The organism is Paenarthrobacter sp. Y-19 (genome assembly GCF_029223985.1).
Classification (GTDB): domain Bacteria; phylum Actinomycetota; class Actinomycetes; order Actinomycetales; family Micrococcaceae; genus Arthrobacter; species Arthrobacter nicotinovorans.
In genome coordinates this window covers 1,477,920-1,490,362 of the sequence record NZ_CP119414.1, presented here as the reverse complement: position 1 = coordinate 1,490,362, position 12,443 = coordinate 1,477,920, and the positions used below count along the sequence as shown (strand labels likewise).

Annotated in this window: 9 protein-coding genes; 4 read left to right on the top strand and 5 right to left on the bottom strand. The window is 63.3% G+C overall.

Annotated elements, in window-relative coordinates; all coding sequences use genetic code 11:
- Positions 1–4: 4 nt before the first annotated feature.
- Together PYR64_RS06855 and PYR64_RS06850 are read left to right on the top strand one after the other, a co-directional pair.
- On the top strand, positions 5–991 hold the full coding sequence (locus PYR64_RS06855; protein WP_039240773.1) for a M56 family metallopeptidase: 987 nt from the start codon (positions 5–7) through the stop codon (positions 989–991).
- Positions 992–1,118: 127 nt separating this feature from the next.
- Entirely contained in the window at positions 1,119–2,321 is a 1,203-nt protein-coding gene (locus PYR64_RS06850) for an MFS transporter (protein WP_275779045.1), read from the top strand.
- 13 nt (positions 2,322–2,334) lie between these two features.
- Here the strand turns inward: PYR64_RS06850 and PYR64_RS06845 are convergent, their stop codons facing one another.
- On the bottom strand, positions 2,335–4,443 hold the full coding sequence (locus tag PYR64_RS06845) for a DNA topoisomerase IV subunit B (protein ID WP_039240769.1): 2,109 nt from the start codon (positions 4,441–4,443) through the stop codon (positions 2,335–2,337).
- A gap of 267 nt (positions 4,444–4,710) precedes the next feature.
- Here PYR64_RS06845 and PYR64_RS06840 point away from each other — a divergent pair, with 267 nt between their 5' ends.
- On the top strand, positions 4,711–4,932 hold the full coding sequence (locus PYR64_RS06840; protein ID WP_018778705.1) for a hypothetical protein: 222 nt from the start codon (positions 4,711–4,713) through the stop codon (positions 4,930–4,932).
- A 226-nt stretch (positions 4,933–5,158) separates the two neighbouring features.
- Here the strand turns inward: PYR64_RS06840 and PYR64_RS06835 are convergent, their stop codons facing one another.
- From PYR64_RS06835 to PYR64_RS06820, 4 genes are all read right to left on the bottom strand, one after another.
- Positions 5,159–6,472, bottom strand: coding sequence for an RNA polymerase sigma factor (locus PYR64_RS06835; protein ID WP_018778706.1), 1,314 nt, complete (start codon positions 6,470–6,472; stop codon positions 5,159–5,161).
- 244 nt (positions 6,473–6,716) lie between these two features.
- A complete protein-coding gene (locus PYR64_RS06830) occupies positions 6,717–7,988 on the bottom strand; it encodes a DUF4192 domain-containing protein (RefSeq protein WP_275779041.1) in 1,272 nt (423 codons plus the stop codon).
- Between the two features lie 95 nt (positions 7,989–8,083).
- The gene (locus tag PYR64_RS06825; RefSeq protein WP_018778708.1) at positions 8,084–9,451 is read right to left on the bottom strand and encodes an MFS transporter; all 1,368 of its coding nucleotides are present in this window, start codon (positions 9,449–9,451) and stop codon (positions 8,084–8,086) included.
- A 34-nt stretch (positions 9,452–9,485) separates the two neighbouring features.
- Positions 9,486–10,424, bottom strand: a complete 939-nt coding sequence (locus PYR64_RS06820; protein WP_018778709.1) for a PAC2 family protein — start codon at positions 10,422–10,424, stop codon at positions 9,486–9,488.
- Positions 10,425–10,713: 289 nt separating this feature from the next.
- On the opposite strand from PYR64_RS06820, the gene PYR64_RS06815 reads away from it, so the two are divergent.
- The gene (locus PYR64_RS06815) at positions 10,714–12,237 is read left to right on the top strand and encodes a leucyl aminopeptidase (RefSeq protein ID WP_018778710.1); all 1,524 of its coding nucleotides are present in this window, start codon (positions 10,714–10,716) and stop codon (positions 12,235–12,237) included.
- The last annotated feature ends 206 nt before the right edge of the window (positions 12,238–12,443 follow it).

Sequence of the window (12,443 nt, the reverse complement as noted above, 5' to 3'; positions counted from 1 at the left end):
CACTATGTTCTGGACCTCATACCTGCTTGCGGTCCTGGCATTGATTCTGGCGTGGCCGGTTCCCGTCCTGCTGTCGCGCGCACAGTGGCCGGCACGGTCGCCCTTCACCGCCATGGTGCTGTGGCAGGCCATAGCCCTTGCCGGTGGATTGTCGATGATTGGCGCCATGCTGGTCTACGGTCTGGAACCGATTGGCGACAACCTCCTTGCCGGCCTCAGGAGCCTGGCCGGAATGGTGTTCAATAATGAGCCCACCACTGCTTTGGGTTTCTGGCACCTTTTTGCCCTCTCCGCCGCCGCACTCCTGACCGCGCATCTCGTTTTCACCCTGTTGCTGACGTACTACAAGATCGAGCGCCAGCGTCGCCGGCACCGGGAACTTCTCGCGCTGCTGGCATCACCCTCCGACGACGGTCCCGGGACCGTCGTGATCAACCATGAGTCCCCGGTTGCTTACTGCCTGCCCGGCGGCGCCCGTTCGGTCACGGTCCTGTCCGATGGCCTCATGGCCGCACTCGATCCAGCCGAGCTGCGGGCCGTCCTCATCCATGAGAACGCCCATCTTTCCCAGCGGCACGATCTTTTGCTGTGGGCCTTCGCTGCCTGGCGCCAGGCCCTCCCCTGGTTTCCCACAACCCGCCTCGCCCAGACAGCCGTGAACTCCCTGATCGAGATGCTGGCGGACGACGTCGCGCTTCGGACCGAAAGCAAGGGCACGCTCATCAAGGCCATCGCCATCGTAGCCAGCGGCAGCTCCCAGCCGGCCGTCAGCGCCGCCGCGCTGAAGGGTGGTGGCGCCGTCGTCGAGGGCAACGGTGTCAGCGCCACCGGAGGTGCCGATTCACCGCGGACGACGGCGTCACGCGTCAGTCGGCTGCTCTCGCCACAGCCACCACTGACCAAAGGGCTCAGGGTGCTGGTCCTTGCTGCCTCGGCGATGCTGCTGGCCGTTCCCACAGCGCTGTTGATTGTGCCCGGTCTGCTCGGTTAGCCGGCTGGGATGGGCTCCGCCCACAGTGCCAGCAGCGCAGCTTCATAAGGACACCACAGCGCCTTGTTACATTTAGGGGCGTGAATCCGGTTACCTTTAGGGGCGTGAATCCGTTACATTCAGGGGCGTGAATCCGCCCGAAAAGACCGGCCCTGCGCGCAGGTCTCCCTACCAGCGGTGGCCCCTTTATGCTGCGGGCTTCACTACAGCTTTCGGGGCGCATGCTGTTGCCGCAGGTCTTGGCGCCGAAAGCCAGGACATCGGACTGAGCCTTCTCGGACTGGGTATTCTGCTCGCTTTGTATGACGTTGCCGAAGTCTTCCTCAAGCCTGTCTTCGGCGCACTGAGCGACCGCATCGGGCCCAAGCCCGTAATCGTGGGCGGGCTTCTGGCCTTCGCCGCCGCGTCTTTGGCGGGTCTTTGGGCTGAACAACCCGGCATGCTCGCCGCGGCCAGGCTCGGTCAGGGCTTGGCAGCATCGGCCTTTTCACCGGCTTCCTCCGCCAGTGTCGCCCGGCTCGCGGGCAACAATACCGGCCGCTATTTTGGGCGTTACGGCTCCTGGAAAGGCCTCGGCTACGCCCTGGGGCCGCTATTGGGCGCCGGTGCCATCCTGGCGGGCGGTTTCGGGCTCCTGTTCTCCGTCCTGTCCGGCGTGGCCCTTGTGGTGGCCGCATGGGTCCTCGTCTCCATGCCGCGTTTGGAACCATTGCCCAGGACCCGGTACACCCTGGCGGACGTGTGGCGGCAGAGCACCGGGAAGACGTTCCTGGGCTCCACACTGGTGCTCGCAGCGGCCACAGGGGCGCTCGGGGCTGCTGTTGGCTTCCTTCCGGCCCTTGCCGCCAGGGACGGACTGGGCACTGCCGGGAGCGTCGCCGTCGTGACTGTCCTGGCCCTTGCGTCCTCCGCAGTCCAGCCACGCCTTGGCGCCCTGCGGGATCGCGGCATACTTACCGACAGGCCGGGGATGATCGCCGGACTGTCATGCATCGCCGTGGGGATCCTGATCGCGGCCACCTTGCCAGGGGCACTCTGGATCTACGCTGCGGCCTTGCTCATTGGAGTCGGGATTGGCGTGGCGACGCCGCTGGCGTTCGCCCATCTTGCAGATTCCACACCCAAGCCCAGGCTCGGCCGGACCATGGGCTCGGCCGAGCTCGGGCGGGAACTCGGCGACGCCGGGGGTCCGTTACTGGTGGGTGGTATCGCCGTTGCCGCAGGGCTGCCCTGGGGGCTGGGTGCGCTTGCAGTTCTGGTGGGAGCGGCAGCGTTCGCCGCCCCCGCCGCTGCCGCCAGCCACGCATCGTCCACCCGGGAGCCACGGTGATCCCCTGGTGGGGCTAAGCGTCGATACGCTCCCGGTCCAAGGTTGCTGCGCCGGCGATGATGAATTCCTTGCGTGGTGCCACATCCGAGCCCATCAGCAGGTCGAAGACTTCTTCCGCCCGCTGCGCACTGTCGATACCGACTTTCCGCAGGGTCCTGTGCCGGGGATCCATGGTGGTCTCCGCCAATTGCTGGGCGTCCATCTCGCCAAGGCCCTTGTAGCGCTGGATCGGTTCTTTATACCGTTTCCCTTCCTTGACCAGCTTCGCGAGGAGCACGTGAAGCTCGGCTTCGGAGTAGGTGTAGATCATCTCGTTGGCCTTCTGGCCCGGGTTGATGACTTCCACGCGGTGCAGCGGCGGGACTGCGGCGAACACCCGGCCGGCTTCGACCATGGGCCGCATGTACCGGAAGAACAGCGTCAGCAGCAGAGTACGGATGTGGGCACCGTCAACGTCGGCATCCGTCATGAGGATGACTTTGCCATAGCGCGCCGCATCAAGGTCGAAGCTTCGGCCGGAACCGGCGCCCACCACCTGGATCAGGGCAGCGCACTCAGCGTTGGACAACATGTCGCCCACCGACGCCTTTTGGACATTCAGGATCTTTCCACGAATCGGCAGCAGCGCCTGGAAATCCGAGGACCGCGCAAGCTTCGCTGTTCCGAGCGCGGAGTCACCCTCCACGATGAACAATTCCGACCGTGCCACATCATCCGTGCGGCAATCAGCCAGCTTGGTAGGCATTGACGAGGTCTCCAGCGCGTTCTTGCGGCGCTGGGTCTCCTTGTGGACGCGGGCCGAGATGCGCGATTTCATCTCGCTGACCATCTTCTCCAGCAGGAGGGCCGACTGGGCCTTGTCATTGCGGTTGGCCGAGTTCAGCCGTGCGGTGATCTCCTTTTCGACCACCTTGGCAACGATCGCCCGAACCGCTGACGTGCCAAGAATCTCCTTGGTCTGCCCTTCGAACTGCGGCTCAGCCAGGCGAACGGTCAGGACGGCCGTCAAGCCGGCAAGAATGTCGTCCTTTTCGATCTTGTCGTTGCCCGCTTTGAGCTTGCGGGCATTGGTTTCCACGGCCTTACGGAAGGTCTTCAGGAGAGCAGCTTCAAAGCCCGACTGGTGCGTGCCACCCTTGGGCGTTGCAATGATGTTGACGTAACTGCGCATGGTGGTTTCATAGCCGATCCCCCAACGCAGTGCGATATCGACTTCGCAGTCACGTTCCACTTCGGCGATCTTGCTGTGCCCGTTCTCATCCAGCACAGGAACGGTTTCCTTGAATTTTCCGGATCCGTGCAGCCGCCACACATCGGTAACGCCGGAGTCGGCTGCCAGGAATTCAACGAATTCACTGATACCGCCGTCGTGGTGGAACACTTCCTCGTGGACCCCGTGCTCACCGGGGGTGCCGGCGAGCTTTCGTTCGTCGCGGACCGTGATCCGCAAGCCGGGCACGAGGAAGGACGTCTGGCGGGCGCGGGCCACCAGATCGTCGTAGGAGAACTTCGCGTCGGGGGTGAAAATCTGGCGGTCCGCCCAGTAGCGCACACGGGTTCCCGTGACGCCCCGCTTGGCCTTGCCCACAACGTCCAGTACCGAATTCTCAACGAATGGTTCGAACGGCGAATCAGGTCCGGTCTTGGAGCCGGCATCGAGGAAGCGGCCAGGTTCACCCCGGCGGAAGGACATCTGATAGGTCTTGCTACCGCGGTCCACCTGGACATCGAGGCGGCTGGACAGTGCATTGACCACGGAAGCGCCCACGCCATGCAGGCCACCGGACGCCGTGTAGGAGCCGCCGCCGAATTTGCCGCCCGCGTGCAGCTTGGTAAAGACGACTTCGACGCCGGACAGGCCGGTTTTGGGCTCGACGTCCACTGGAATGCCACGGCCGTCATCATGGATTTCCACTGAGTTGTCCGCGTGCAGGATCACCTTGATGTCGTGCCCAAAGCCGGCCAGGGCTTCGTCCACGGCGTTGTCGATGATTTCCCACAGGCAGTGCATGAGGCCACGTGAGTCGGTGGAGCCGATGTACATGCCCGGGCGCTTGCGGACCGCTTCCAGGCCCTCCAGGACAGACAAATGCCGGGCGTTGTATTCAGAACTCGGTGCCACGTGGGGGTCTGCTCCTTCGGGGGTATAACTCAGGGTGCTTCCCAGCCGTATGTCGCTGGTATTTCGCTGGTAATTCAAGGCAAACACTGCCCATACTAGGCTAGCCGCCGCGGCCCTTAGGTACTGGTTGCCACTCCCGGCGTCCGATGATCCGCATCGTTACGTTACGCACATGTGATACGCGGACAGCGAAAGTGACCCATCCTTGCCATGGATCTGCGTCGAATGCTGGTTATATGGATGTACAGAACTACTAAGGAGGCCGACATGACAACAGCAGTTGCAGACCGCACACTGAACGCCGCTGACCGGTGCGATCGTTGCGGAGCCCAGGCGTATGTCCGCGTTGTACTCGAGTCCTCCGGTGGTGAGCTGCTCTTCTGCGGCCACCACGCACGTGCAGTTGAAGCCACGCTCCGGCCCATGACTTCCGACTGGCATGATGAGACCGAGCGCCTCAATGAGAAGGCACCCGTACCCGTCGACTAACGTACACGTCGACTGGACAATGCAACCGGCAAGAGTCCGGAACCACATCGAGCCAAAGGACCCCTCCCCACCGGGAGGGGTCCTTTTTGCTGTATCCGTCTGCTTCCACAGGGCGCTGCTTAATGCCGGTTCCGCCGTGGATTGATGTCCGGGCGGTCAACAAGAAAGCGGCCCAGCCGGATAACCGACTGGGCCGCTTTGGTGCTGACGCACTTGCTTGGAACGTTTAGTCCAGGTAGTCCCGCAGGACCTGCGAGCGGGACGGGTGCCGCAGCTTGGACATGGTCTTGGATTCGATCTGGCGGATGCGCTCACGCGTCACTCCGTAGACCTTGCCGATTTCGTCTAAAGTCTTCGGCTGGCCATCAGTGAGGCCGAAGCGCATGGCGACCACGCCTGCTTCACGCTCTGACAAGGTGTCCAAAACTGAGTGCAACTGCTCCTGCAGGAGCGTGAAGCTCACGGCGTCAGCCGGAACAACCGCTTCGGAGTCCTCGATCAGGTCACCGAACTCGGAGTCGCCGTCCTCGCCCAACGGGGTGTGGAGCGAAATGGGTTCGCGACCGTACTTCTGGACCTCGACGACCTTTTCGGGTGTCATGTCCAGTTCCAGTGCCAGCTCCTCGGGCGTGGGCTCGCGGCCCAGGTCCTGAAGCATCTGGCGCTGAACGCGGGCCAGCTTGTTGATGACTTCGACCATGTGCACCGGAATACGGATGGTGCGGGCCTGGTCAGCCATGGCACGGGTAATTGCCTGGCGGATCCACCACGTGGCGTAAGTGGAGAACTTGAAGCCCTTGGTGTAGTCGAACTTCTCCACGGCGCGGATAAGGCCCAGGTTGCCTTCCTGGATCAGGTCCAGGAACAGCATGCCTCGTCCGGTGTAACGCTTCGCGAGCGATACAACCAGGCGAAGGTTGGCCTCGAGCAGGTGGTTCTTTGCACGCTTGCCATCGTGGATGACGAACTCGAGCTCCCGCTTGAGCTTGGGATCCATGGATCCGTCATCCGCGTTGATCTTTTCCTCAGCGAAGAGCCCGGCCTCGATGCGGAGGGCCAGATCGACTTCCTGTTCGGCGTTCAGCAAGGCCACCTTGCCGATTTGCTTCAGGTAGTCCTTGACGGGGTCTGCGGTTGCACCAGCTGACATGACCTGCTGTACAGGTGCGTCGTCATCATCGGCATCCGAGTAGACAAAGCCTGAGCCGGATGGGGCAGCCTTGTCTTTGGCAGCAGTCGCGCCGTCCTCGGTGTCGTCGTCTCCGACTTCGACTTCCTCCGCTGCTGCGGGGTCGAAGTCTTCGTCCTCGGCGCTGGGCTCCTCGGCGTCGGTGGCGGAGGAGCTGTTCGCTGCTTCGGCAGCGGCCTTCGCACCGGGCTTGGGTCCACGCTTCTTCGGGGCAGGCTTGTCAGAGTCGCCCTCTGAAGCCTTGTTGGCAGCACGTGTCGCGGCGCGCTTTGCCGATGTGGCCGCCTTCTTTTCCTCAGCGGACAATTCGGCCTGGGCGGCGGGTTCCTTCTCGACGGAAGACGGGGTCACAGAAAACCTTTCTAGCGGCGGTCTGTGGAATCACCATACGGGCAACACCACTATGACCCTGTCAAGTCCGCGATCAACTTCAAATGCGATCACCGCCTGCAGAGTCTTTGATTACAACTACCGGCGACACTGGATTGTTCCCGTTTCCGGGCCCATCCAGGCATTCAAACGCGGACCCAACCGGGTCTCGGCATCCATTGTCTCACGGTTTTGCGAAACGTACGCCTGTTGAGTGCCAAGGAAACTAGGCAGGTGCATTGCCCGGCCCCTTCCATGCGGAGTCGGGGCGGCGCGCCCACCCACACAGAACGCCCTCCCCCAGAATCTCCATGAGCAGCTCGGCCAAGCGGTAGCCTGGCTGGGCGTCTCCGGCCCGGCTCAGGCAGGCGTGTGCGAGGGAGCCGTTGCCCCTGCACCAGAAAATCCACCCTTGCAGGGTCAGCGCAGCGGCTGCCACTTCTCCCAGCTCGCCCTCGATGGTCAGTAGGGCAAGGGCCTGTTGCAGCACGTCTAAGTCGCTCCAGCAGGGCACCTCCGGATGCATGCCCAACAGGACATCGCCGTAGGTGTAAATGTCGGCGGGCTCTTTGGATCCTGCAGTACGGGCGGCCCCCGACTGGTTTTCGGTGGTTGGCCCGACATCGGGCACTCCCAGTTCCCGAAAATCAAAAGGTGGGCTGTCCAGCCCATCCTCGACGAAGAGTCCGAATTCTTCAGCGCCGGACTTTGCAGCATCCGTGCCGGCTGCGGCCATCACCACCACCGCGTCCCGCCACGCCGTCACTTTCAGCGTGGTCCTAAGAAATCCGATGAGCGTCGCATCAGCGGCCGGGTCCAGGGGAGCATTCCGGAGGGCCCTGGCCATGACGTACCGCCACACAGCAAGGACAGCATCGAAGCAGGCCTCGCTGCGCCAGCTGCCAAGTATCTGTTGACCGAATTGCACCTCCGCTTCCGATACCCGGGATCCGTGCGGGCCGGACAAGGCGAGTCCCAGCCCTTCAAAGCCTTTTCGTGGGGACGGTCCGATGGCATTCCCCTGGTACACCAATTCCGCACTGAGCCGGCTTTCCTTGATCCGTTCAACGGCGAACCCGGGAAGCGGGCAACAGCCTTCATCGACGCAGTAGGCTCCCCGCCAGTATTCGGCACCCACCAGCCAAGCGTCACGCACTGAGAGATCGACGCAGTCGAGGCTGGCCCTGAGGGCATCGAGCAAGGGCGTCATCCGGCCAACCACTGAGCCGTCCTGCCAACCGCCATCGGTATACACGGCGAGGACCACGCCATTGGCAGCCTCATCGGCAATCAGATACTGGCGCACATGTTCAGCGAAACGGGCAATGGCTGCGTGGGAGGACAACACCGGCAGGTCTACCCGGAGGGTTGCGCCCAGGAGCTTTCCCTGCATCGTGATGGCCACGAGGCTGTCCTCGGGCCAATAGCCCAGCATGTGGGGTATGTAGCCAAGGATGTCTTCGGGCTGGTGGATATTAAGAGTTTTGTTGGTGGTCATGCCTCAAGCCTGCGCACCGGCGAAGACAAGGAACAGGCACAAACCCAGCTATGTGGAAAAGCCGTCAGGGTGCGGAGGCGGCTGCTGCGCGCCTTCTACTCCCCCGCCGCTCTAGTCCCCGCCGCCTTGGACCGTGCCTCGCGCCGGCGCTCCAGGCGCTCACGCCGCTGCCTTGCGAGCGCGGTTGCCAATGGAGGGACGTGGATGCCCTGGCTTGCCATTTGGCGCCGGACTTTCCGCCGGGTGACCAGAATCAGGACGGTTCCGATCGCGAGCAGCAGGAACTGGACACTGAGGGCAATCCGGAACGGTGCGAGGCCGTACAACTCTCCGCCGGAGAATCCGCTGGCGTTCAGGAGGTCGAGCACCAGGCCAATGAGGTAGATGGCAATGAGGGCGGCGATGAAGCCGCCAACGTTGACGATTCCTGTTGCCGTGCCGATCCGGTGTGAAGGATTGAACGTCCGGGCGAAGTCAAAGCCGATCATGGAGCCCGGGCCACCGATGGCAAGCACCACAACCAATAGAACCAGAAGCCAGAGTGGAGCCCGCTCAGGAAGAAGGAGCACGGCCGCCCACGCCATGGCCGTGGCGGTGGTGATCAAAAGGACCATTGCCGATCTGCGCATGGGGTGCCTGGAGACGAACCGTCCTAGTCCAGGTCCGGCAACGATGGCCGTTGCCACGAAGAGCGCCATCAGGGCGGACACCGTTCCGGCGTCCAGTCCCTGGGCTGAGAGCAGGAACGGGTATCCCCAGGTCATCGCAAAGAGGTTGCCGCTGAACTGTACGGTGAAGTGGCTCCACAGGCCCAGCCTGGTCCCGGGCTGTTTCCAGGCGCTGGACAGGGAAACGCCCGTGGCCCGCAGGCCTTGGGCCGAAGCCTTGGCGGGGTGGCCTGGAGGGGCGTCCCGCAACAGGCAAAGGACCAGGACAACTGCCAGCACCGACATCGCTGCCAGTGTCAGGAACGCTGGCGTCCATCCGGCAGAATGCAGCAACAACGCGAACGGGACCACACTGAACAGCTGGCCCAGCTGGCCGCACATGCCAGTCAACTGGGTCACCAGGGGAACCCTTGCCGGGGCGAACCACAGGGGAACAAGGCGGATTACCGAGATGAACGTCATGGCGTCGCCCGCCCCTACGAGAACGCGGCCCAGGACACCGCCGGGAATGCTCTCAGCGAAAGCAAGCTGGAGTTGTCCGGCGGCCATGAGGACAGCACCGCCGGCCACCATGACCCGCGACCCGAACCGGTCCACCAGTACGCCCACCGGAATCTGCAGCCCTGCATAGACCAACAACTGAAGGACGGTGAAGAAGGAGATGGCTGAGGCGCTGGCGTGGAACCGTTCAGTTGCCTCCAAACCTGCCACGCCGAAGGAAGTCCGCTGCGCTACAGCCACGAGGTAGGCGAAGATGCCTATGGTCCAAATAAGCCAGGCGCGGGGAGAAGTCACACCTCAATTATGCCGGTCAACGGATAAAGCTGATTTATTGAGGCGTGTCTTTACGTGCCAGGTACGCTTCCACAGCTGCTCCGATGTCCTCGGCGTTGGGCAGTTCGTCGTTCTCGTCGGCAAGCAGGGAGCGGCGGACGATTCCCTCGGATTTCTCGTCGTAGCGGGTCTCCAGGTTCGCCACCACCGCCTGCACTTCTTCGGAAGCTGCGATCTGCTCAGCGATCTGCCGGCCAACCTCCCGCCCCGCTTCGCGCAGGCGGTCAGTGGGGAGCATCAGGGACGTCGCCGCCCCGAGGTATTCCAAGCCCGCCACTGCCGCGGGAGGGTACTCGGCCTCGGACAAGTAGTGCGGCACGTGGATGACGTAACCGGCGACGCTGCGTTCGGCCTCGGTGAGCCGAAGCTCGAGGATGTGGCCAATGGCTGCCGGCACCTCCACGGTGGGCTTCCAGCTGGAGATTCCTTCGATGAGCTCGGGCCTGTTGCCGTGCACCGTCACACCCACTGGCCGCGTGTGCGGCACAGGCATGGGGATTGAGTGGATCCATGTGACGAGGTTGACGTCCAGTTTCTCCACGATTCCGACCACGGCGCGGGCAAACCGCTCCCATTGCAGATCAGGTTCAAAACCGGCCAGCAGGAGGAAAGGCTGTCCCAGCCCATCCGTCAGCTTGTACAGGCCGAGCTTGGGCGCCTGGTAATCCTGCAGATGGTCCTCCACAAAGCTGATGTGGGGTCGGCGCGAGCGGTAGTCGATGAGCTGGTCGGCGTCGAACATGGCCACGACCTCGGCATCGAGCTCGTCCAACAGTTCCGCATTGATTTGCCGGACTACATGACCGGCATCGGCAAACCCCGTGAAGCCCATGACCATGTCCAGGCCGCGCAATTCGGGGCTGTGGAAGGTCTCGATGTTGCTCGCGTAGAGCGCTTCAGGGTCCAGGAGGGTGCCGGATATCCGTTCAAACACGGCGTATTCCTTTCACGGGGCAAGTTCGGTTCTGTGGTTCGGGATGGTCTGTATGGTTACAACGCTGCACGCGGAGCTGGCATTCCTGCCCCCGATGTGCGGCAGCTCTCATTTAATTGCTGTCAGCGGTCGCTGAGAGACTACGATCGAAACGGGCCGCCGTCCTCCAGTGACGCCCGGCCTGAAGACCAAGGCCGCCGTCGCACGTGGACGTCGGGCGCGTACCGGGGCAGGCCGCCTAACATGCGGCCCCGCCATGCAATGCAGAGAGAAGTGAGGACACATCCTCGTGGTCAAGACTACTGACATCATCCTGGGCATCATTGCCAAGGACCTGAAAAAGTCCCCCAGCGACGCACTCGTGATCGGAGTTGCACAAGGCACGGATGGGCCGGTGCTGCTTCCCAATCCGCTCAGTGCCAAGTCTGCCGAGTCTGTGGCAGGCTCCCTGAAGCTCCTGGGGATCAGCGGCGCGGCCGACCAGGTGCACCGCCTTCCCGGACTGCCCGAAACGGGCGCCGGAATTCTGGTCTTGGCGGGCGTGGGCAAACTTGCCAACGGCGGCAACCTCAGCGAAGAGGCTTTGCGCCGGGCCGCAGGATCGGCAGTGCGCCAGCTTGCAGGGCTGCCGTCGGTGACACTGGCTTTCCCGACGCCGGCACTCACGGATGTGGCAGCGGTCGCCGAAGGTGCCGCTTTGGGCGCCTATTCCTACACTGAGCACCGCTCCTCCACCGATGGCCTGAAGGCGCCGGTGGCCAAGGCACTGATCTTCTCTGACGTGGATGCAAAGACGGCCCAGCCTGCGCTCGATCGGGCAGTTGTCCTGGCAAGGGCAGTCAACGCCACCCGCACCTTGGTGAACCAACCGCCCAGCCACCTCTACCCTGAGTCGTTTGCCGAGTCCGCCAAGGAACTCGCCAAGGGCCTTCCGGTCAAGGTAACCGTCTGGGATGAGAAGCGCCTGGAGAAGGAGGGCTTTGGCGGCATCCTCGGCGTCGGAAAGGGCTCCACTCGCCAGCCGCGCCTGGTCAAGGTGGAATACGCTCCCGCCAAGGCCACCCGGAAGATTGCCCTCGTCGGAAAGGGCATCACCTTTGACACCGGTGGCATCTCCATCAAGCCCGCCCTCGGCATGGGCGACATGAAGAGCGACATGGCGGGCGCCGCCGTCGTCCTCAATACTGTCCTGGCGCTGGCTTCGCTGGGCCTGCCCATCAAGGCAACCGCCTGGCTCTGCATCGCCGAGAACATGCCGTCCGGCGCCGCAGCGCGGCCCGCCGATGTCTTCACCATCCACGGCGGCAAGACCGTGGAAGTACTGAACACCGACGCCGAGGGTCGCCTGGTGATGGCCGACGGACTCGTCGCCGCCAGCCTGGAGAAGCCGGATGTGATCATTGACGTCGCCACCCTGACGGGTGCACAGCTGATCGCCCTGGGCCTGCGCACCGCTGGTGTGATGGGTTCGGATTCCGTCACGGCTGCACTCAAGTCCGCCGCCGACCGCGCAGGCGAACTGGTGTGGCCGATGCCGCTGCCGGAAGAACTCCGCCCAAGCCTGGACTCCCAGGTGGCAGACATCGCCAACATTGGTGAGCGCAACGGTGGCATGATGACCGCCGCGGTGTTCCTGCGCGAATTCGTGGGCAAGGACGATTCCGGCGAGCAGATCCCGTGGGCCCACGTGGACATTGCCGGCCCCTCCTTCAACAACGGCAGCCCCTACGGCTACACACCCAAGCAGGGCACCGGATGCACCGTCCGCACCCTGGTTGCCTACGCCGAGGACCTTTTGGCGGTTTCCGCCTAGCGGCACACTCCCCGCTTCCTCCGGGGTTGCGTGGTCCGGGCGATGACCCGGCAAGGGCCACGCAACCCCGGAATTATGCGGCGTGTAGCGCTGTGTCACAAGTGAACGTGAGTCTCGACACAAGCGCTCCACAAACACCCGCAGAGGGTGGAGCATGGGTAGGTGGTTCGCTAAGGTGAACTCGATAGTCACAAATGCAAGAGAAC

Excerpts from the sequence above, each read along its gene's own strand:
- PYR64_RS06855 (WP_039240773.1), top strand. The coding sequence starts at position 5 with ATGTTCTGGACCTCATACCTGCTTGCGGTCCTGGCATTGATTCTGGCG.
- PYR64_RS06840 (WP_018778705.1), top strand. The coding sequence starts at position 4,711 with ATGACAACAGCAGTTGCAGACCGCACACTGAACGCCGCTGACCGGTGC.
- PYR64_RS06830 (WP_275779041.1), bottom strand. The coding sequence starts at position 7,988 with ATGACCACCAACAAAACTCTTAATATCCACCAGCCCGAAGACATCCTT.